Consider the following 19,254-nt stretch of genomic DNA (forward strand, 5'->3'; position numbering starts at 1 on the left):
CTCACCCCTCCTGGCACGGCCGATAGGAACCCACGGCATCGAAATGCGAAAAGGCGGCCGGCTCCTCCGCCAACGGCTCTTCGCCATAGGAAGACACATGGCCGGTCGCCGTCGGCTGGACAGCGTCGGAACCGTCCTGCCCGGTGGGCTTGTTGTCCTCCCATTGCCACATGGAGCGGTTGAGCGGCCGGCGCGAATAGCCGTCGCATTTGGGCAAAGGGTGGGACATCGAAGCACAACCGGTGAGGTCCATGGCAAGGAGAAGCGAGACGATGATGCGGATCATTTGAACGCAAACCTCCGAAACGTTTTTTGTGGAGAAGGCATCGTCCGGCCCCTCAAGTTCTGAGGCGGCGGCTGACGAAACGGGCGCCTCGCCCAACCGCTCTGGTGCCATGCGAGGCGGCCCAGGCAAGCGTGCTTTCATGGGCGTCTCGGCTGGCACTATAGCCGTAGGTCAGCGATGCTCCGCCCGCCGCAAGGGCGGAGGCAATGCCGGGCAGCTGGTAGAAGACGTAAAGGGCGGCGAGGCAGATGGCGCAAAGAGCGACCGGACGCATCATGACGTCGGTATAGCTTTCGATTGCCGTGAAGGTCGTGTCGATACAGCTGATCAGCAATGAACCGATCGCAACGACCAGGACCTGGAGAATGACGAAATTGGCGAGCTGACCGATCCAGGATTCGGTGAAACGACGGGTGGACTGGAACATCGCGAGCGCGACGAAGATCGGGCCGATCGCCAGCACGATAGCGAGCGCCAGCCGGGCATAGAGCGAGACGATATAGCCGATCGCCGCCACGGTGAAGCTCGCGCCGATGGCCATCATTCCGCCAATGCCGGTGACGATGTCGGCGGGCCAAGTCGCCCGCGCCCAGATTTCGCGCGCGCATTCCTGGCCCTTGTCGAGGAGGCTGTCGAAGGTGGAAGCGCTGGGTGCCGTCCCCGAGTTCAACGCCTGCGAGATCTCGCGCGGCAGCGTCTCGAAGAAGATGTTGGTGACGTAGGTCTGATAGTCGCTGGCGTTGCGCACCAGCATGACGATGATGGCAAGCTTCATCGCCCGGAACGCGAATTCGAGAATGGGCTCCTGGACCGAGCCCCGCAGGACAAGGTAGCCATAGAGCACGACGTAGAGCGTCAGCGCCGCGGTGAGCGGGCCGCCGATCCAGCTGGCGATGTTCGAGGTGCCCGACGAGATGAAATTATCCAGCGGTGCCTTGAACTGGCCGTCGACGAAGCTGAAGACCTGGTACATCACTCAGCCTCCTGGCGATTTACGCGGGAGATGAAGCCGAACCCGCCAGTCCGCCGCCTCGGCGTTTTGGCAATTGGGCGTCTGACGCAAGGCGCCGGGGTTGTTGCGGCATTCACTTGTGATCTTCGCCAGCAGGACCTCATCAGCCATCAGCTCGTCGACAGTGTAGATCCTGTCTTCCTCGCCGAAGCAGCCAGAAAGGGTGAGCATGACAATGCCAAGCAGGAGATGTTTCATTTGAGGGCCTCTCCCATGGCATCGAGGCGCTTGCGCCAATCCTCGGCCTTGCGCTGGTCGTCGACCTGAACCTCAGCCTGCTGGACCATCTGCAGGGCCTGCATGCGCAGCACATCGGTTTGCAGGAAGGCGGTTTCGGCCTGGAGGCGAGCCTGAAGGTCGGCGATATCCTTGGCATCCGCGGCACCTGAGATCTGCTGGCGCAACTGATCGATGCCGTCGATGCGCTTGGTGGCGGCATCGTAGATCTGCTGGCCGAGGCTCATCTGGCCGGCATTCTGGTTCTGGGCGCGGGCCAGTTCCTGCGCATAGAAATCATTGGCATCTGTGCGATAGGTCGAATTCTGTTCGAGGAATTGCGAGGCGGAGCTACCGAAGACACCGGTGCCTGCTCCTTTGAACAGCCCTTCGATGTCCTTGAAATCCTGCGGCAATGCCTTGCGGATCGACGGATCGTTCAGCACACCGGCGACATCGGCCATGTTGGTGATCTTGTTCAGCGATGCGTAAAGCTGTTGTGCCTGCTGAAGCTGTTGATTGAGCGTGTCGAGCTGCGATTTTAGCTGGGTAATGCTCTCGATCTGCTTGGCGATCGCCGTCTCATCGATGACCGGAATGCCCTGTGCGAATGCCGTTCCTGCGGGCGACAGCGCAGCCATCATCGCCAGCGCAAACACTATTCTGACCCTTTCCATCAATCCGTTCTCCTTCTTTGCTGAAACACGGGTAGCCAGTCTTCGAGCCGGTCGCCGACCTCCGCCCGGATCGCCTCGGCAAGTTCGACGTTCGCGGTGCGGCCGGACAGGATGTCGAGCTCGTCATCGAAACCCCTGAGGTTCAATTCGGCGACAACGCTGTTGTGACCCTGCTTGACGATGAAGCGTCGGCTCTCGACCGAAAGCTCGCGCGAGAGCAGTTCGAACTCGCGCTCCGTCAGTTTGAACCCGTCGACGTAATCGGCATGGTCGCCGCGCGGATTGGGAAGGAAGATCTGCGTCGGGCACTGCTCGATGATCGTGTGAGCGATCGGCGAGACGATCGCGTCGCGCGGGCTTTGGGCCGCAAACAACATCAGCCCATTCTGTTTGCGTATCGTCTTCAGCTTGTTCTGCGCGAGGTCGCGAAAGCCTTCGTCCTGCAAGGCCTTCCAGAACTCGTCGATCACGATGATGATGCGCCGCCCGTCGATCAGCTGCTCGATGCGAAAGAACAGGTAGGCCATCAACGGGGTGCGGATTTCCTCATTGTCGAGGAAGTCGGTCATGTCGTATCCGATGAACTTGGCGCCAATCCCGATGTCGTCGGTCTCGTTGTCGAACACCCAGCCGAGCGGCCCTCCCCTCTCCCACCGCCTGAGCCGCGAGGCGATGCCTTCGGGGTCGGTGTTGTTGAGGAAGGTGCGCAAGGCGCCGATCGAACGTCTTTCGACCGGGAGGTCGGCCAGGCCATCGATGGCCGAGGCGATGTCGCGCAGTTCCAAGACGGTCAGCTCGCGCTTTGCCGATCCGACCAGCTGACCGACCCAGCGGGCGAGGAACACCTTGTTCTCCGGGGTGAGTTCAAGTGCCTTCAACGGCGCGCAGCCGGTGGCAACACCGTTTCGAAGCGGCAGGTAAGTGCCGCCCGCCGCCCGGACGAACAGGTCGGCTCCGCGATCCTTGTCGAAGAAGACCATGTGGGGATCATGCTTTTCGAGCTGGGAGAGCATGAAGTTGAGGAGCACCGTCTTGCCGGTGCCAGACGGGCCGCAGACGAAGGTGTTGCCAAGGTCGCTGTGATGGAAATTGAAATAGAAGGGCGAGCCGGAGGCAGTCTTCAGCATGGCGACGGCCGGTCCCCATTCATTGCCGTCCTTTTTACCGGTGGGATAGGAATGATAGGGGGCGAGTGCTGCAAAATTTCGCGAGGTGATGGCGCCCGATCTTGCGCGATAGCGAAAATTGCCCGGCACCTGCCCCCACCAGGCCGCCTCGAGCCCGAGATCCTCGCGGGCAACGACCGCGCCACCGTTGGTGAGAGAGGCCCGTGCTTTCGCCATATGGTCGGTCAGTTCCTTCACCGAGGGCGCAAAGACCGACAGCGCCAGATGGTGCTCTCCAAGCACAAAGCGGTTCGATTCCAGGTCGTCCATGGCATCGCCGAGTTCTTCGATCTGCGACGCCGCCTTGTCGCCGGCGCTTACCATCTGGTTCTGTTTGCGTCCCATGATCGTGCGCGCATCGGCTTTCGAGACGAAGGAGAAAGACTGCGTCAGGATGAGCTCGAACGGCGCCGTCAAAATGCCGTCGAGCATGCCGCTGCGGGTGGTCGCCGGATATTCCTTGAACCCGAATATGCCGGCATAGCGGCTTTCGGCCTCATGACGGATCTCGATGGTCTCGCGCCCGAAGATCACCCGATCCGAGTAGATCGCCGAGGAGATCCTGCCCTCCGTCAGCGGAATGCGCTCCCGCCGGCCGCCGACGATCTGATGCAGGACCTCGCTCGGTTCGGAGAAGATGATGTCGTCCTGCTCGTAGAGGGAGAGCACCCGAGGCTCGAAGCGTTTCAGCCCGGCGGTCACGTCGGATACTTTGTCCTGCAGGTGCTTCAGGGCATCCTCGTCGACTTCGACGCCGGTGCGGCGCGCCTTGCGCAGGCGTGAAAGAAGGTTGGCCGCTTTTTCGGCGGGGTCCCGGCCCGGATGCCAGACAAGAGAGAGGTACAGATCGTTTCGAAACAGATCCTCTCCGATCATGCGGTCGCGGTATCTTGCATTCAGCCCCTGCGAGAAACGATTGGCGAACTCTCCGTCCGGATAGTCGTTGTCGCGGCGGCGAATGACATGTGTCCAGAGCGCCAGGCGCTCATCGGCGATGTTGCGGTAGAGCGTATTGAGGTCGCGGTGCAGACTGTTGAGATCCAGGACATCGGCGGTCTCGAAGGATATGCCATCGAGCGCGAGCATCATCATCAGCGCCCTGGATTCGAGCGCGATCGTTGTCTCGTCGACGTGACGGACGTGCGGAATGAAGGTTTCCGGCCCGAGTTCACGCAAGCGAAGCGTTGCGATGCTAGGCAAGGCTCAAATCCCTTTCGTCAAAGCGCCGGATGAGGATCAAGGGTGAGAGTGTGGCCCCACCCCAATAGGCGGCGTTACGCGACCGGCCGCGCGTCTCGATCCAGGCAATCAGGATCCGGAACATGTTATGGTCGTGTTTGACGAGCGTGCGGAATATGAAGTGGAACACCACGCCGACCAGCGCGTAGGCGATTGATCCCGCGGTGATGTAGAGGATCGTCGTCAGCATGACGTTCACGCCCATCGCCTCCATCGTCACGCCGGCGATCATCGCCGGGCGGGTGCAGGCAAGGAACAGGATTTCTTCCTCGATAGCGACGGCTGTCGGCATGATGATCAGCTTCCAACGATCGTATTGACGAGTTCCGTCGCGCCGAAAATCCCGCCGATGCCGATGATCCAGAAGCCGGCGCGGCGCAGATCCATGTAGCCGAACATCCAGGCAATGCAGATGATGATGACGGCGATGACCGCGAGCAGCCGGGCGATGTTGCCGGTCAGCATGTCGACGATGTTCTGCAGGACGGTTTCGATCCCGGCTGCCTGGGCGAAAGCCGGCTCCACCAGGCAGGCGATGATGGCTGCTGCCATCAGGAGAGAGGCCGCGACAGGGCGAAGGTTTATTTTTGGGATCATTCACTTTGCTCCGATTGATCATTCTGAAACACGAGAACCCGGGATGAGCGCCGAGCGTTGAAGACGTCCCACGATGGGGCTTCACTGAATTGCGGAGGGAAGTGTTCGGCCGGGGTTGTCTCCCGGCTGGCTGGCTGGTCCGCGCGAGGGGCATCTTCACGAGGCTCGGCGATAGCGAGAGATGCCAGGTCGGAAGGCAGGCGGACCATTTCCTGGCGAACCTGCTCGTCATATTTGATCATTTCGCCAACAGACGGATCGTCACGCCCGTAGTAGGACTGAAGCATCACCTTTTCGGCCTGCTTCGCATCGGCGCCGGCGCGCAGGGCCAGGCGATAATAGCCGTCGAGCAGGGTAGCCGTCGCCTTGAGGTTCAGGCAGGGATCGAACGCATCCGAAATCGAAAGCTTGAGCCTGCGCAACTCCGCCTCGCCGACGCCGCCGAGCCCGATCTGGATGTCCTGCCGATCCGCAACAAGGGCGGTCGCCAGTTCGATCGCTTCGGCCTTCGACGCGGCTTGGCGCTCAAGCGGTGGGCCGCTGTTGATACGAATGGCGAAGGGGCTGAAACCGCTCTCGAGACTGATGACGGCGGCGAGCGTCCTGACGTCCACCATGGGTGCGCAGCTCTGGGCGAGGTCCATGAAAGCGACGACCATCAGTACCAGACCCGCTGCGTCGCCGCCCCGTCGATTGTGACGTCGACATAGTGGGGCTGCGATCTGACGTTCGGGCGGGCGGTCGGGTAGCCCATGCATTGGCGCCGTCCATCCAGCAGCTGCCATCGCGGGGACTGAACCGAACCGTTGCTGAAATTATACCCGTCCCCAACATGAGGGCAGAATGCATCGCTCACCGGCTGGAGGGCTGTCGACACGCAGGTTGTTTCCTGCCCGCGCGGACCATAATCGCTTTCCAGCCGGTATCCGGTTTCGCAGTAATACGGCTCATAGCCCGGACGCGAACTGTGGAAGGTAGCGCCCCTGCATGTCGGGAACGAATGCCCCTCGGCAAGCTCCCGCCACAGTTTTTGGATCGGCGGTCTGCATTCCGCGAACTGCGTCGGGCCTCCAGGGTTGGAGAGGCACAGGATAACCTCGCAACCCCAATCATTTGCTTGCGCCCTGCCAGGTGAAGTAAGGTAGGGTGGCAACATGCAGCTGGCCGCCACGACTGAGTTGAACAGAAGGTTTTTCATGAGCACGACCCTTCAACGGACATCCCATTGCGGAAGAGGTGGTTTGTCTGTAGACCAACTTATACTGAATTATATAACACAGTAAAATAACATGACAAGAGCACTCACGACCCAATGGCGGAATCTGGCTTTCTCAGGTCTCATCCTGCATGAGATCCTCGATCATCCCCTTGAAGACGAGACGCCTCAGGCAAGGCTGAAGCAGGTCGGCATGATGACGATCCTATACAGCATGAACCAGGCGCACCAGAAGCTAACCCTTTCCAGCATTATGGAAATTACCGCTCTGACGCGCACTGGCGTCAAGGAGACGGTGGATCTTCTGGTGAGACGAGGAATGTTGGACGAGACGATCGTCAAGAACTCGATGGGGCGCGGAACAGCGCGCCAGTTCGAGATTTCGGAAGCGCTTCTGGAGAAACTGACCTCGTTCGGAGCCGGATGACAACGGTTTTAAGTGACGATTTTAATTGCCTATCAATCATCAAGGGCGCGAGTTGGTTGACATCCCCAATCCAGGGCACGGCATCCAGGGCGAAGGGTGAGACGCGTGCCGGGCACATTGGGGCGCTCGATCGCCATTTCGCCGGCCCAACAAGAAACCGGAAAGATCGCTGTGGTCACTCTCCCTGGCGCGTTCCGACCTTCCACGCAGGTATTTGCTCGTCGAAACCTTTGAGCTGCCGCGGGCCGAGAGCGACCAATAGAATTTTTCCAAGCACGGATTGCGCCACGGCGTGATCCACGAGGATTTGCCGATCATCGGCGGACGAACAGAGTCGCGATGCCAGGTTCACGACATGTCCGATCGCGGTGTAGTCAACACGGGCTTCGTAACCAATTCGGCCAACTGTCGCCCATCCCATTGCCAGTCCAATGCCGAAGCCAATCGCATGACTGCGCAGACGCCATTCGGCGATCAGGCGCTGGATGGCGTCCTGCATGTCGATCGCCATCTCAACAGCACGAAGTGCCGGGTCTGCGCACGGTACCGGGGCGTTGACGAGCACCATCAAACCGTCTGCCGCGAAGTTGGTCAGCGTGGCCCCGTAGCGTGTGATGATCGTGCCGAGCGCCTCATAGTACTCGCGCAAGACCTGCATGATCTCCTCGGGTTCGGCGTGCGCCGAAAAAGCCGTGAAGCCACGTAAATCGCAGAATACAGCGACGACTTCTGCGCGCTGTCCGGCCAGCACACTCTCGTCGCCGGACTTTTCGACGAGTTCCGCGACCTGGGGCGCCAGAAAACGCTTCAGCCGTGCAATTCGCTCTGAACGATCCCGCGATACGGCGAGTTCTTGCGCCATTTCGTTGAACCGGTCCGCCAGCCGTTCGAATTCGTCTCCTGTGGCGATGTCGATCCGGTGCTCGAACTGTCCAGCACCGATTTTTTCGGTGCCTTCCTCCAGCAGGCGGATTGGTCCGGTCATCCGCCTGGCAAGCCAGTAGGCAAGCGCCGATGCGAAGACGGCGGCGGCGAGCAGCAGGCCACCCGTCCGCCACAACGACGCATACAGCGGTGCGAAAGCCTCGGCCTGCGCCTGCTCCACGAACACGGTCCAACCGAGATTGGGGATCGCCGCCATGGCGGTCACGACCGGTTCGTTCTCGAAGTTGCTGGCCGTGGTCGCCTCTCCCCCTGCGGCGGCGATCTCGTCCCGCAATCTGGTGAGGGCCGCCGCTGTCTTCTCGTCCGTGCCCTGCAACACCTTGCTGATGTCCGGGTGGGCGATGAGCCGGCCGGTCCGATCGAGAACAAACGCCCGGCCACGACTACCGACGCGAATTTCCGAAACAACCGTCCAGACAAGCTTCAGGTTGATTTCGGCGACGACGATGCCACTTGCCTTGCGGTTTCCGGCCATGGCCATGGTCATGAACGGTTCGGAGCCGTCGCGAAAAGTGACCGGCCCAAACCATGTGCCATTCGAACGAACTCCCACGACAGCAGGATCGCCAGAGCGATCCGATCCGCCTTCCATCCTGTTCAAGTCGATACGGGAGACATGCAGCCGTTCGACGCCGGCATCGTCAACAAGGGTGATGCTGACGATCGCCGGGGCTTGGCGCATCACCCGCAGTGCATCGAGCCGATGGTGTCCCTCGGCATCAGCGGTCCAGGCTTGTTGAACCGTCCAACCCAGTTGATCCTTGATGCCGTCGAGAAAGCTCTGAATTTTGCCGGCCGCCGATGTGGCCTCCACCCGCAATAGAGCGCTGAGCATTGCACGCTGGTCGCGATAGCCGAACCAGGCGTCGCCGATGCCGCTAACAGCCAGCGGAACAATGACCGCAGCGAAGAAGGCGAGGAAGTACTTCCGGAACAGCGATCGGCGCATCGGGGCGGCTTGAAGCTGGAGCGAACGCCGCACACCATCCTCACTCGATGACTTCATCAGCCATCAGCAAAACCGTCTGCGGCAGCTCGATCCCGAGTGCATTTGCCGTCTTCAGATTGACCGACAAGTCGAACTTCGTCGGCTGCTCGATCGGCAACTCCCCTGGCTTGGTTCCTTTCAAAATGCGATCGACATAATAGGCGAGCCGATGTTGCATTACACCATAGTCCGCCGAATAGGCCATCAGGCAGCCGTCTGCGACGTACCACGAGCCCCAAGCCATGATCGGCAGGTGATGCTCGATCGCCAAGGCGGCGATTCGCGACGACTGGTCGGCCAGCATGAGGTCTGGAAGCACCAAGGCAGCTTGAGCGCCATCGGCCTTCATGCGCGAGAACGCAGCATCGAGTTCGCCCGGCTCGCTGACTTGCTGGAGGCTCAAAGCCACTCCGAGGTGGCGAGCAGCTTGCTTGGTGTCCGTTTCGAATGGGAGATATGACACCACCGGGTCTGCAAGCACGCCGACAGTGGCAAGCCCCGGTATGGCCTCCATCAAAAGCTGCAGCCGTTTGGCGGCTAGTTCGGTGGCGTAATAAGTGACGCCCGTGAGATTGCCCCCAGGTTTTGCGAGGCTTCTCGCCAAGCCTGCCGCAACTGGGTCACCGCTGATGATGGTCACGATTGGAATCGCATCGGTCGCTCCTTGGGCAGCATGCGCCGCCGGCTGAGACGACGTCACGATCACATCCACGGGCAGTTGCACCAGGTCCCTCGCCGCGGCCGCAAGGCGACTGTCTTGCTTACTCGCGCTCCGGCATTCGAAGCTGAGTTCGTGCAGCGTGTAGCCCAGGTCGTGAAGCCCTTGCATGAACATGCCGAACTCACTGGTTTTGCTCGCATACGGCATACCGCAAGGCCACCAGGCGAGAAGGCCGATCCGTGGCGTCTTGGCCGACGTCTGCTGCGCGGCGGCGATAGCAGGAAAGCTCATCGCCAGCGCGACTGCAAGTTTGAGGAAGGGACGTCGTTTCGGTTTCATCCGAACACCCCTCGCTGACCCACGGCACATAACGGGTGGGATGATGAGATCCGGCTAATTGCTGCAAACTCACATTTCGAAGCGCCCTTCTCCCGAAGGAACGACCGACGAACAAGCCAACATATTCGGTGGACCAAAGTATAGTCGAAATTGGCGCGGATTGGTAGCACGGGCAGCCTGGTCGGCGGTTGCTGGAATTCCGTAAGATCTGTTGGCTCTGATTGCGATAAGAGCAAATGGAGATGCGGCTGCCTGTGGGCAATTTGTGTAAGGGTGACCGCTCCAGCGGCCGATCGATGCGCTGATCGCCGCGTTAGCGGGCCCCTCCGCGAACGCAGACAGACCGGACAACATTTGCCAGCCAAGCAGGTTCAGCCACCTTGGATATATTATCTCGCGGATATCCATAATTCGCAAACATATACAATTTGCGCAGGAATCCATTCGTCGGCGGCCCGCATTCTATCGGAAAACGCAGGAATTAACAAAGACTTAAGCAATTTGGATACTTCTTGCACATTAGTATGACTTATTGACGGTGGTGTTTTTTGCGCTCGGGTCTTTCATATTCACTTGATCGGGTCTTAAAAACCCTTCGCCGTCTCGGAAGGGACAGGGGCGGCAATGTCGCGATCGTCGTTGCCCTTACCCTGGTGCCGATGATCGTCGCAGTTGGCGCAAGCTTCGACTATATTCGTACGTACAATGTCCGCCAAAGGATGCAGAGCGACCTCGACACAGCCCTGATCGCGGCAGTCAAAGAGATTGATACCGACGACGCCGTCGCTCTCAAGCAAAAGGTTTCCGACTGGTTCCACGCGCAGGTGGAAAACAGCTATACGCTTGGCGACATCGACATCGATACTTCAAACCATAAGATCACGGCGACGGCGAGCGGCACGGTTCCGACGACTTTGATGAAGATCGCCAACATCGACACCGTTCCCGTGAGCGTGGCAAGCGCCGTCAAGGGGCCGGCCACCTCCTATCTTAACGTCTATATCGTCATCGACACGTCGCCGTCGATGCTTCTGGCGGCAACAACGGCCGGCCAGTCGACCATGTATTCCGGCATCGGCTGCCAGTTCGCCTGCCACACGGGCGATGCGCACAAAATTGGCAACAAGACATATAATAACAACTATGAATACAGCACGGCCAAGAGCATAAAGCTGCGCGCCGATGTCGCCGGCGACGCCGTCAAGGACGTGCTTGCCCTGATCGACACCTCAGACAGCAATCATCAACGCATCAAGGTCGGATTATATAGTCTCGGCGATACCCTCACGGAAGTCCTGGCCCCGACGCTGAGCACGGACACGGCGCGCAACCGCCTGACAAACTCAAGCTACGGCCTCACCAGCGCCACCTCGAAGGCAGCCACTTATTTTGACGTGTCGCTTGCGACGCTCAAGCAGAAAGTCGGCACCGGCGGGGACGGAACCTCCTCGAACTCGCCGCTCAAGCTGGTTCTCTTGCTGACGGACGGCGTCCAGTCGCAGCGCGAATGGGTGACCGACAAGGTGACATGGAAGAACGGGCAGGCGACGTATGGGACATACTGGAACAAAGTCGCGCCGCTTAATCCGGATTGGTGCGCCTACGTCAAAAACCAGTCCGCCACCATGGCGGTTCTCTATACCGAATACCTGCCGCTCACGTCGGATTGGGGCTACAACGCGACCGTCGGTTCGACCATGGCCAGCGCCAACTGGAAAGGCACCTATGGTGGCACCATGCAAAGTGGCGTGTCGACCAGCATCACAAGGCGCGACTACATCCCCTATGCGCTTTCCGACTGTGCATCGTCCAAGAGCTTGTTCCTATCAGCCTCGTCGTCGGCCGAGATCACGGCAGGCCTGTCGGCGCTGTTCACCCAATATCTCGCATCCGTCCGGCTGACCCAATGAGGCGAGGCAAACACACAGCATTGCACCGCCTGCTTGGCGATCGCACAGGGGTCGCCGCGATCGAATTTGCGATCCTGGCCCTGCCGCTCTTCATCATGATATTCGGCATTATCGAAGTGTCGCTGATGTTCTTCGTCAACTCGGCGCTGGATGCTTCGGTACACAAGATCTCCCGGATGATCCGCACCGGCGAGGTTGCGTCCTCCAAGGTCACGCTGGCCGATTTCAAGGCCAGAATTTGCAGCGACATGCTTCTCTCGTTCAGCTGCTCCAGCGATCTCCTGGTCAAGGTGATCGTGCTTTCCGACCTCTCGTCCGCCGCCAGCACCGACCCCATCGATGACAGCGGCAATCTCACGGTCACCGAAACCTATGATATCGGCAAGGGCAGCGACTACATCCTGGTTCAGACGTTCCTGCCATGGACAGCCGTCGTCAATTTCTTCAGCCTGTCGAGCGCCAAGCTTTCCGACGGCCGCTACCTGCTCGGATCTTCCGTTCTGTTCCGCAACGAGCCTTTCTGACATGATCACGAAACGGAGCCTGTCCTTCTTCCGCTTTGCCCGATCCCGCGCCCGTCATCTCATGCGCGACCGGTCGGCGGCTTCGGGCGTGGAATTCGCGCTGGTCTTGCCGATCCTGGTGATGCTCCTGTTCGGCACGGTCGATCTCGGCCATGCGCTCACGGTCAGCAGAAAGATCGACGAGATCGCCTCTTCCACAGGCGACATGATTTCACAGCAGGGCTCCTGGACGAAGTCCGATGTCGCCAAGCTTCTCTCCGGCGCCAGCTTCATCCTGCAGCCCTATGAGACGACAGGGCTGACGATCACCGTCGCGGTGGACGATATCGCCAAAAGCGGCAGTGCCACGGTCAACTGGTCTGCAGCACTCAACACCTCCGCACTTAACTCCGGCGCGGCGAGCACAATCGAGGTCCCTTCGGAGATCCAGGATGACGGCGTGCAGGTGGTGCTGACCAGGGTGCAGTACACATTGACGACGCCGGTCTCGGCATTCTTTTCAAACTTCACCGGGCAGAATGGCTATAGCTTCGATCGCCATTACTTCAATCGCCCGCGGGTCGGCGACACGATAACTTACAAGTAAGCCGGAGATCGTTCACAGCCTTCTCGCCTCGTAAACGGATGAAATCCGAAACGAACGCAGGATTGTGCGTCCGACATGCCGTCACCGAGCTCGACCGGCGCTTTCAAGCCACGGGTTGCGCGCCAGTGATTTCCACGAGCGAGCCGCACATGAAGGCCGCTTCATCCGATGCGAGGAACGCAACGAGCGCCGCCACCTCCTCCGGCTTGCCAATACGACCGTAGGGGACGAGCTTGTCGAGATCGGCGATCGTCCGGCCGGCGCGCGTAACGCCTGCTTCGAGCATCGGCGTATGGATTTCGCCGGGGCAGACGGCATTGACCCGGACCTTGTCGGGCGCATAGTCGCGGGCGAGGTTCTGGGTGAAGGCGGCAACCGCCGCCTTGGTCGTGTTGTAGGCGATGTGGTTCGGCGCGGGGTAAAGTCCCCATTGCGAGGCGGTATTGACGATCGCACCGCCGCCGGCAGCGATCATATGCGGCAGCGCCGCGCGGCAGAGATGGAACATCGAATCCAGATTGACCGCGAAGCTCGTCTGCCAGTCTTCATCCGTGAGCGACAGCAGGTTTCCGCGCCGGTTTATGCCGGCATTGTTGACCAGGACGTCCAGCCGGCCCTTGATCGCAAAGGCTTTCTCGATGAGGTCGACGCATTCCGGCTTCCGGGAGATATCGGCTCCGATGGCGGTTGCCGATCCGCCGACTGCCTCTATGCCGGAGGCAACCTCGCTCGCCGCCTGCGCGTTCGCATCCGTCACCACGACGAAAGCGCCCTCATCGGCCAGTCGCTTGCAGATGGCCGACCCGATGCCGCCTCCGCCGCCCGTCACGACGGCGACCCTGCTCAGAAATCTTTTCATCTCGGAACCTCTTCCCTTTGTCTTCACACAATTCCGGACGCAAAATCGCTGCGCGCTTTTGCTGGAATGCTCTATCTGATGTAGCTGCCGCCGTTCACGTCGAAGGTCGCCCCGTTGACCGAGGCCTGCGAAGGGCGAAGCAGGAACCCCACCAGCTCGGCGATCTCCCCCGTCTCGGCCATCTCGCCGATCGGAATGTCGCCTACTGCCGCATCCTTTCCGTGCCTCACCACGAAGTCCTCGGCCATATCGGTCCGCACCCAGCCCGGCGCAATGGAGACGGCGACGACGCCGTCGCGCCCGAAGCTGCGCGCAATCGACTTTGTGAGATTGATCAGTGCCGCCTTCGTCGCGCCGTATGGCATGGCGTCGGCCGCATAGCCGCGCTGGCCGGCGCGGCTTGCCATATTGACGATCCGCCCGCCACCATTCTGCCTGAAATGCAAGAGCGCTTCCTTGCAGAGATCCGCCGCCGCAAAGAAGTTCACCTGGAACTCCTTCTGCCAGGCGGTCCGCCATTCGGACGGATCAGCGTCGATCGAAATCTCGCTGCGGATGCCGGCATTGTTGACGACGGCATGGATGCGCCCCGCTGCCGCGAGCGCTTCGCGCCATAGCGCGAAGGCGCCGTCCGGACGGGAAAGATCGGCCTGGACGATCAGGCCGTTTCCGCCGAGCTTACGAAGCAAAGCTTCTGCGCGCTGCCTGTCGCGCCCGTAATGGATGATGGGTCGGGCTCCTTCGGCAGACAGGCGCTCGGCGATGGCTGCGCCGATACCGCCCGACGCTCCGGTGACGAGGACGGTCTGACCGGTGAGTGGTTGAACGAGAGACATGTTGAGCTCCTAACCAAGCAGGCCGACCTGGGGTCCCCAGGTGTCGGATAGAGCGAATCCTGCAGCGAAGGGATCGTCGTCGGAGATGCGCAGTTGCTCCCGGCCATAGACGAAGGCGCGGCCGGTTATCCTCGGCAGCACGGCGCGGCGGCCGCCCACCTCGGTCTCGCCGATCACCTCGGCGAGAAACTCGCCGCCGATGATCGACCGCGACGTCCTGCGGCCTCCGACGGAGATCTGACCACGGGCATAGAGCGCGGCAAGGTTCGCCGAGCTGCCGGTCCCGCACGGCGAGCGGTCGACACGGCCGGGCTGCAGGGTCGTGCAGGTCCTTACCGCGCCATCGGCCTCGTATCCGCGAAACATCACGTAAGCGATCTCATCGATACCGCCAAGCACGGGATGGGCGACCGAGACCTGCCCAGCGAGAAGCGACTTCAGCTCGATACCGGCTTCCGCGAGCAGCCGGGCATTGGCAGGCGCAATATCGAGGCCGATCTGCCCGACGTCCACGAGCGCGTAATAGACGCCGCCGAAGGCGACGTCGATCTTGATGCGGCCCCATTTTGGCGTTTCCACCTCCTTGTCCAGCGCTTCGGCAAAGCTCGGCACGTTGTCGAGGCTGACGGACAGGCACTGGCCGTCGCGGCAGGCGGCACGCGCGACGATGAGGCCTGCGGGCGTGTCCAGGCGGACGACCGTCTCCGGCTCCGACATCGGCACCCGCCCGCTCTCGAGAAGTGCTGTGACCACGCAGATGCAGTTGCTGCCGGACATCGGGTGGGCACGGTCGGCCTGGAGGACGATGAAGCCTGCATCTGCATCGCTGCGGGTCGGCGCGACCAGCAGGTTCACGGACATGGCGACGTTGGCGCGTGGCTCGAAGGTGACGAAGCGGCGCAGACTGTCGTCGACCGTGTTGAGGTGGTTCATTTTGTCCAGCATCGTCGCGCCAGGTATTTCAGGCGCTCCTGCCACGATGATCTTGCCGATCTCACCCTGGCAGTGGACCTGCAGCAGATCGAGGGTCCGGTTCCAGTTCATTTGGCCGCCTCCGGCTTGATGTACCAGCCCCAGGAATCTTCGCTGGCGAAGCGGGTGATCTGCTTGGTCTCGAGATAGTTGTCGAGGCCCCAGCGTCCGAGTTCGCGGCCGATGCCGGATTCCTTGTAGCCGCCCCAGGGCGCTTCGGTGAATGTCGGCTGCGAGCAGTTGATCCAGACGATGCCGGCGCGGAAGGCCGCTGCCACCCGTTCGGCGCGGGCCTCGTCCTTCGACATCACGGCAGCGGCCAGGCCGAAGCGGGAGTCATTGGCGAGCTCGACCGCATCCTCTTCGGTCTTGAAGGGCCGGATGCAGACGACAGGCCCGAAGATCTCCTCCACCCAGGCGGCGCTGTCGAGCGGAACGTCGGTCAGAACGGTCGGCTGAAGGTAGTAGCCCTTGTCGAATCCTTCAGGGCGCACTCCGCCGCAGGCGACCGTAGCGCCGGCTTGCTGGGCCTTTTCGATCGCCGCAACGACCTGCTCGTGCTGGCGCTTAGAAACCAGCGGCCCCAGGAGGACGCCCTCGTCCAGGCCGTTGCCGATTTTGATCTTTTTCGTTTCCTCGATCAGACGCGCGAGCAACCGTTCGTAGAGGGTGTCCTGCACGAGGACTCTTGAAGTCGCCGAGCAGACCTGGCCCTGGTTCCAGAAGATCCCGAACATGATCCACTCGACGGCCTTGTCGATATCGGCGTCCTCGAAGACGACGAAGGGCGACTTGCCGCCAAGCTCCAGGCTGACGCGCTTGATGTCACGGGCAGCCGCAGCCATGATCTTCGAGCCGACCGGTCCGGAGCCGGTAAATGCGAGCTTGTCGACTTGGCCGTGATCGATGATTGCCTGTCCGGCGACCGAGCCAGCGCCCGTTACGATATTGAGGACGCCTGGAGGCAGCCCGGCTTCGTCTGCGATTGCCGCGAGCTCGAGCGCCGTCAGCGATGTCAGTTCGGCGGGCTTGAGCACGACGGTGCAGCCGGCGGCGAGCGCCGGGGCGACCTTCCATGCCGCCATCAGCAACGGATAGTTCCAGGGAATGATCGCGCCCGCCACACCGATCGGCTCGCGAACCGCCTTGGACGTGAACCGCGCATCGGGAAGCGCGATCGCCTCCTCGGGATTGTTGTCGAGCTGTTCGGCCAGACCCGCATAGAAATCGAAACAGCCCGCCGCATCGGCGACGTCCCAGTCGGCCTCCGGAAACGGCTTGCCGTTGTCGAGGACTTCGAGGCGGGCGATCTCGGCCTGGCGGGCGCGGATGCCGGCCGCAATGGCCCGGAGATATCCGGCGCGCCGGGCTCCGGTCAGCTTCGGCCAGCCGTCCTTGTCAAAGGCGCGGCGCGCGGCCTTCACAGCGAGGTCGACGTCTTCGGCCGTTGCGGCGGCGATCCTGTGGATCACCTCTTCGGTCGCCGGATTGATCACCTCGCAGGTTCCGCCCTTGACCGGCTTCACCCATTGTCCGTCGATATAGAGTTCGCTTCGCATAGTCACTCCCTTCGCCTTGCGCCGACGCCGCTCTCAGAAGCGGTCGACGCGATAGGGTTTCATGTCTACGGGCGGTTCGACGCCCGTGATGAGATCGGCCATCAGGCGGCCGGTCGTCGCCGCATAGGTGAGGCCGAGATGCCCGTGGCCGGTCACGTACCAGACGTTGCGACGCTTGGCGGAAGGCCCCATGACCGGGACGGTGTCGGGCAGCGCCGGGCGATGTCCCATCCACTCCGTCACCTGCCGGACCTTCAGATCCGGCAATGCCTCCTGAGCCCGCTTCACCAAGATCTTCGCGCGCCGATAATCGGGTGGCGCGTCGAGACCGGCCATCTCGACCGTGCCGCCGACGCGGATGCCGCCCGCCGTCGGCGTGACCATAAAGGCGCGCGCCGGCCAGATGATCGAATGGTGCATCGAAATGCCAGGCTCCATGATCTGCGTGTGGTAGCCGCGTTCGGTTTCGAGCGGGATATGCTCCCGCAACAGGGCGGAAAGCCTTGCGGTGAAGGCGCCGGCCGCAAGCACCACCTCGTCGGCCGCAATGGTGCGCCCATCTGCCAATCGAAGCGCTGAAATGCCGGCGTCGCCCTGCTCGAAATCGACGACATCACCCTGAACGATCCTGCCGCCGAGCCGCCCGAACCTTTCCGACAGCGCGACGACAAGCCTGTAGGGATCGGTAATCGACCGGTTGTCGGGAAAGAGGACCGCTTTGCCGATCTTCGTCGTCAAAACAGGCTCGAGGTCCCGGAGGGCGTTGCCTCCCAGGATTTCGTGCCTGAAGCCGAAGCGCTCCAGGATTTCGATGTGCTCCCGATCGGCTTTGAACTCGGCGTCATCGGCATAGAGGCTGAGGCACCCCTCGGCGGTCAGCATGTGTCCGAGGCCGGTTTCCTTCAGGAGCGCGTCCAGGTCTTCATAGACGCGCCGGCAAAGCACGGCGCCGGCTGCCTCCAGTTCCCTCAGCTTCGAGGGGCGGCTTGCAGCCAGGAACCGCACGAACCAGGGCACCAATGTCGGCAGATAGCCTGGCCGGATGCGGACCGGGCCCTCCGGGTCGAGCAGCCATTTCGGCATCTGCGCCCAGATGCCCGGACGCGATGCCGGCATGAATTCGGTGACGGCGATGCTTGCCATGTTGCCATAGGAAGCGCCGCGGCCCGGCGCCGCCTTGTCGAGCAAAGTGACGGTCTTTCCCCGGCGCTGCAGTTCATAGGCGATTGTGGTGCCGATAATGCCGGCGCCGACGACCACGATGGATGACACGGCGAACCTCGCAATTTCAGTGGGTTCGGGGCGGCTTGGCCGCCCCGTAACTGTTATCATTCGAGGCCTGTTACCAGTTGAGGATCGGCTGCATCGCCGCCTTGAATTCGGCCTTCTCCAGCTCGGTCAGTTCGCCGAGCGGCGCGCGGCAGGTGCCGACCGGTGTGCCCTGGAGCTCGCAGCCATATTTGATCTTCTGGACGAACTTGCCGCTCTCGAGGATGTTCAGCGCTCTGTAGAGAACCGTCATCATCTCGCGGGCCTTTTCGAGGTCGCCGGAACGGAACGTCCGGTCGAGGTCGCAGCACGCTTTCGCCATGCAGTTGGCCGGACCGCAGATCCAGGAATCCGCGCCCCAGAACATGAAGTCCAGCGCGATATCATCGGAACCCGAGACGAGGTCGATGCGACCCCTATAGCGCGAATGGATGTCGACGGCGCGCTGCAGAACGCCCGAGCTCTCCTTGATGCCGATCACCCGCGGATCGTCGGCGAGCGCATCCATCAAGTCAAAAGAGATCTCGATGCCGTCCTTCGGAGGATAGTTGTAGAGGATGAGATTGACACCCGTAGCGTCAAGCACGGCGCGGTAGTGTGCGAGGAGTTCGTCCTGCGTCGGACGTGTGTAGAAGGGGGTGGCGAGCAGAACCGTGTCATAGCCGATCTCCCTGGCGCGCGCCGTGTTCTCGATCACCTCGCGGGTGGCCGGCGCGTTGGTGCCGGCGATCAGTATCTCGTCGTCATTGGCGAAGTCCTTGACGAACTTGAGCACCTGGTCGCGCTCCTCGTTCGAGAGGGAGAAGTATTCGCCGGTCGAACCCATCGGCACCCAGCCCGTGACGCCTGCCGCACGCAGCGCCGTCAGGTGCTTTTCGAACGCCTTGAAGTCGATCTTGTTATTCGCGTCGAAGGGAGTGATGAGCGCGGGCATGACGCCGGAAAGTTTCATGGGGAATTCTCCTGTCTG

Annotated in this window: 21 protein-coding genes; 4 read left to right on the forward strand and 17 right to left on the reverse strand. The window is 61.4% G+C overall.

The genetic code is table 11. From position 1 onward, the window contains the following. Position 1: 1 nt before the first annotated feature. Genes ELH03_RS23725 through ELH03_RS38020 form a run of 9 tightly spaced genes read right to left on the reverse strand, consistent with a single transcriptional unit; the run spans position 2 to position 6,391 of the window. Positions 2–286, reverse strand: a complete 285-nt coding sequence (locus ELH03_RS23725; protein ID WP_130666527.1) for a hypothetical protein — start codon at positions 284–286, stop codon at positions 2–4. Positions 287–338: 52 nt separating this feature from the next. Beyond that, positions 339–1,259 carry a TrbL/VirB6 family protein gene (locus tag ELH03_RS23730; protein ID WP_130766741.1) on the reverse strand — a complete coding sequence of 307 codons (921 nt, stop codon included), beginning with the start codon at positions 1,257–1,259 and terminating at the stop codon, positions 339–341. A gap of 3 nt (positions 1,260–1,262) precedes the next feature. After that, positions 1,263–1,496 (reverse strand): EexN family lipoprotein, encoded by a 234-nt coding sequence (locus tag ELH03_RS23735; RefSeq protein ID WP_130666525.1) that lies wholly within the window; start codon positions 1,494–1,496, stop codon positions 1,263–1,265. Next, positions 1,493–2,191, reverse strand: coding sequence for a P-type DNA transfer protein VirB5 (gene virB5 / locus ELH03_RS23740; protein ID WP_130766742.1), 699 nt, complete (start codon positions 2,189–2,191; stop codon positions 1,493–1,495). The genes ELH03_RS23735 and virB5 overlap by 4 nt, the downstream gene beginning before the upstream one ends. Next, positions 2,191–4,557: a VirB4 family type IV secretion/conjugal transfer ATPase gene (locus tag ELH03_RS23745; RefSeq protein ID WP_130766743.1), complete on the reverse strand. Its 2,367-nt coding sequence runs from the start codon at positions 4,555–4,557 to the stop codon at positions 2,191–2,193. The genes virB5 and ELH03_RS23745 overlap by 1 nt, the downstream gene beginning before the upstream one ends. Next, positions 4,550–4,888, reverse strand: coding sequence for a VirB3 family type IV secretion system protein (locus tag ELH03_RS23750; RefSeq protein ID WP_130766744.1), 339 nt, complete (start codon positions 4,886–4,888; stop codon positions 4,550–4,552). Before ELH03_RS23750 ends, ELH03_RS23745 begins: the two co-directional genes overlap by 8 nt. A gap of 5 nt (positions 4,889–4,893) precedes the next feature. Next, positions 4,894–5,193 carry a TrbC/VirB2 family protein gene (locus ELH03_RS23755; RefSeq protein ID WP_130766745.1) on the reverse strand — a complete coding sequence of 100 codons (300 nt, stop codon included), beginning with the start codon at positions 5,191–5,193 and terminating at the stop codon, positions 4,894–4,896. Beyond that, positions 5,190–5,852: a lytic transglycosylase domain-containing protein gene (locus tag ELH03_RS23760; RefSeq protein ID WP_130766746.1), complete on the reverse strand. Its 663-nt coding sequence runs from the start codon at positions 5,850–5,852 to the stop codon at positions 5,190–5,192. Before ELH03_RS23760 ends, ELH03_RS23755 begins: the two co-directional genes overlap by 4 nt. Next, entirely contained in the window at positions 5,852–6,391 is a 540-nt protein-coding gene (locus tag ELH03_RS38020; protein WP_130766747.1) for a hypothetical protein, read from the reverse strand. The genes ELH03_RS23760 and ELH03_RS38020 overlap by 1 nt, the downstream gene beginning before the upstream one ends. A 91-nt stretch (positions 6,392–6,482) precedes the next feature. Between ELH03_RS38020 and ELH03_RS23770 the strand changes: the two genes are divergently transcribed. Continuing rightward, positions 6,483–6,836 (forward strand): MarR family transcriptional regulator, encoded by a 354-nt coding sequence (locus ELH03_RS23770; protein WP_128404288.1) that lies wholly within the window; start codon positions 6,483–6,485, stop codon positions 6,834–6,836. Positions 6,837–7,011: 175 nt separating this feature from the next. On the opposite strand, the gene ELH03_RS23775 is transcribed toward ELH03_RS23770, so the two are convergent. Then, on the reverse strand, positions 7,012–8,787 hold the full coding sequence (locus tag ELH03_RS23775; protein WP_245504888.1) for an adenylate/guanylate cyclase domain-containing protein: 1,776 nt from the start codon (positions 8,785–8,787) through the stop codon (positions 7,012–7,014). Then, a complete protein-coding gene (locus ELH03_RS23780) occupies positions 8,771–9,769 on the reverse strand; it encodes an ABC transporter substrate-binding protein (protein ID WP_130766748.1) in 999 nt (332 codons plus the stop codon). The genes ELH03_RS23775 and ELH03_RS23780 overlap by 17 nt, the downstream gene beginning before the upstream one ends. Before the next feature lie 548 nt (positions 9,770–10,317). Between ELH03_RS23780 and ELH03_RS23790 the strand changes: the two genes are divergently transcribed. From ELH03_RS23790 to ELH03_RS23800, 3 genes are read left to right on the forward strand one after another with little or no spacing between them, the layout of a single operon-like run. Further along, positions 10,318–11,679 carry a TadE/TadG family type IV pilus assembly protein gene (locus ELH03_RS23790; protein ID WP_128404285.1) on the forward strand — a complete coding sequence of 454 codons (1,362 nt, stop codon included), beginning with the start codon at positions 10,318–10,320 and terminating at the stop codon, positions 11,677–11,679. Next, the gene (locus tag ELH03_RS23795; protein ID WP_128404284.1) at positions 11,676–12,203 is read left to right on the forward strand and encodes a TadE/TadG family type IV pilus assembly protein; all 528 of its coding nucleotides are present in this window, start codon (positions 11,676–11,678) and stop codon (positions 12,201–12,203) included. The genes ELH03_RS23790 and ELH03_RS23795 overlap by 4 nt, the downstream gene beginning before the upstream one ends. 1 nt (position 12,204) lies before the next feature. After that, entirely contained in the window at positions 12,205–12,789 is a 585-nt protein-coding gene (locus ELH03_RS23800; protein WP_130766750.1) for a TadE/TadG family type IV pilus assembly protein, read from the forward strand. A gap of 103 nt (positions 12,790–12,892) precedes the next feature. On the opposite strand, the gene ELH03_RS23805 is transcribed toward ELH03_RS23800, so the two are convergent. The 6 genes from ELH03_RS23805 to dapA all read right to left on the reverse strand — a co-directional run bounded on the left by ELH03_RS23805 (position 12,893) and on the right by dapA (position 19,236). Further along, positions 12,893–13,648 carry an SDR family NAD(P)-dependent oxidoreductase gene (locus ELH03_RS23805; protein ID WP_130766751.1) on the reverse strand — a complete coding sequence of 252 codons (756 nt, stop codon included), beginning with the start codon at positions 13,646–13,648 and terminating at the stop codon, positions 12,893–12,895. A gap of 71 nt (positions 13,649–13,719) precedes the next feature. Beyond that, positions 13,720–14,484: an SDR family NAD(P)-dependent oxidoreductase gene (locus tag ELH03_RS23810; RefSeq protein WP_130766752.1), complete on the reverse strand. Its 765-nt coding sequence runs from the start codon at positions 14,482–14,484 to the stop codon at positions 13,720–13,722. A 9-nt stretch (positions 14,485–14,493) separates the two neighbouring features. Next, the gene (locus tag ELH03_RS23815; RefSeq protein ID WP_130766753.1) at positions 14,494–15,528 is read right to left on the reverse strand and encodes a proline racemase family protein; all 1,035 of its coding nucleotides are present in this window, start codon (positions 15,526–15,528) and stop codon (positions 14,494–14,496) included. Further along, positions 15,525–17,015, reverse strand: coding sequence for an aldehyde dehydrogenase family protein (locus tag ELH03_RS23820; RefSeq protein ID WP_130766954.1), 1,491 nt, complete (start codon positions 17,013–17,015; stop codon positions 15,525–15,527). Before ELH03_RS23820 ends, ELH03_RS23815 begins: the two co-directional genes overlap by 4 nt. A gap of 33 nt (positions 17,016–17,048) precedes the next feature. Next, positions 17,049–18,287, reverse strand: a complete 1,239-nt coding sequence (locus ELH03_RS23825) for an NAD(P)/FAD-dependent oxidoreductase (protein ID WP_165420531.1) — start codon at positions 18,285–18,287, stop codon at positions 17,049–17,051. Between the two features lie 70 nt (positions 18,288–18,357). After that, positions 18,358–19,236: a 4-hydroxy-tetrahydrodipicolinate synthase gene (dapA, locus tag ELH03_RS23830; protein WP_130660266.1), complete on the reverse strand. Its 879-nt coding sequence runs from the start codon at positions 19,234–19,236 to the stop codon at positions 18,358–18,360. Positions 19,237–19,254: the final 18 nt, after the last annotated feature.

This window comes from Rhizobium beringeri, from assembly GCF_004306515.1.
Taxonomy (GTDB): domain Bacteria; phylum Pseudomonadota; class Alphaproteobacteria; order Rhizobiales; family Rhizobiaceae; genus Rhizobium; species Rhizobium beringeri.

What these genes read in the sequence shown, in the direction of transcription:
- ELH03_RS23725 (WP_130666527.1), bottom strand. Translation starts at nt 286, where the DNA reads ATGATCCGCATCATCGTCTCGCTTCTCCTTGCCATGGACCTCACCGGT.
- ELH03_RS23730 (WP_130766741.1), bottom strand. Translation starts at nt 1,259, where the DNA reads ATGTACCAGGTCTTCAGCTTCGTCGACGGCCAGTTCAAGGCACCGCTG.
- ELH03_RS23735 (WP_130666525.1), bottom strand. Translation starts at nt 1,496, where the DNA reads ATGAAACATCTCCTGCTTGGCATTGTCATGCTCACCCTTTCTGGCTGC.
- virB5 (WP_130766742.1), bottom strand. Translation starts at nt 2,191, where the DNA reads ATGGAAAGGGTCAGAATAGTGTTTGCGCTGGCGATGATGGCTGCGCTG.
- ELH03_RS23750 (WP_130766744.1), bottom strand. Translation starts at nt 4,888, where the DNA reads ATGCCGACAGCCGTCGCTATCGAGGAAGAAATCCTGTTCCTTGCCTGC.
- ELH03_RS23755 (WP_130766745.1), bottom strand. Translation starts at nt 5,193, where the DNA reads ATGATCCCAAAAATAAACCTTCGCCCTGTCGCGGCCTCTCTCCTGATG.
- ELH03_RS23760 (WP_130766746.1), bottom strand. Translation starts at nt 5,852, where the DNA reads ATGGTCGTCGCTTTCATGGACCTCGCCCAGAGCTGCGCACCCATGGTG.
- ELH03_RS38020 (WP_130766747.1), bottom strand. Translation starts at nt 6,391, where the DNA reads ATGAAAAACCTTCTGTTCAACTCAGTCGTGGCGGCCAGCTGCATGTTG.
- ELH03_RS23770 (WP_128404288.1), top strand. Translation starts at nt 6,483, where the DNA reads ATGACAAGAGCACTCACGACCCAATGGCGGAATCTGGCTTTCTCAGGT.
- ELH03_RS23775 (WP_245504888.1), bottom strand. Translation starts at nt 8,787, where the DNA reads ATGAAGTCATCGAGTGAGGATGGTGTGCGGCGTTCGCTCCAGCTTCAA.
- ELH03_RS23780 (WP_130766748.1), bottom strand. Translation starts at nt 9,769, where the DNA reads ATGAAACCGAAACGACGTCCCTTCCTCAAACTTGCAGTCGCGCTGGCG.
- ELH03_RS23795 (WP_128404284.1), top strand. Translation starts at nt 11,676, where the DNA reads ATGAGGCGAGGCAAACACACAGCATTGCACCGCCTGCTTGGCGATCGC.
- ELH03_RS23800 (WP_130766750.1), top strand. Translation starts at nt 12,205, where the DNA reads ATGATCACGAAACGGAGCCTGTCCTTCTTCCGCTTTGCCCGATCCCGC.
- ELH03_RS23805 (WP_130766751.1), bottom strand. Translation starts at nt 13,648, where the DNA reads ATGAAAAGATTTCTGAGCAGGGTCGCCGTCGTGACGGGCGGCGGAGGC.
- ELH03_RS23810 (WP_130766752.1), bottom strand. Translation starts at nt 14,484, where the DNA reads ATGTCTCTCGTTCAACCACTCACCGGTCAGACCGTCCTCGTCACCGGA.
- ELH03_RS23815 (WP_130766753.1), bottom strand. Translation starts at nt 15,528, where the DNA reads ATGAACTGGAACCGGACCCTCGATCTGCTGCAGGTCCACTGCCAGGGT.
- ELH03_RS23820 (WP_130766954.1), bottom strand. Translation starts at nt 17,015, where the DNA reads ATGCGAAGCGAACTCTATATCGACGGACAATGGGTGAAGCCGGTCAAG.
- dapA (WP_130660266.1), bottom strand. Translation starts at nt 19,236, where the DNA reads ATGAAACTTTCCGGCGTCATGCCCGCGCTCATCACTCCCTTCGACGCG.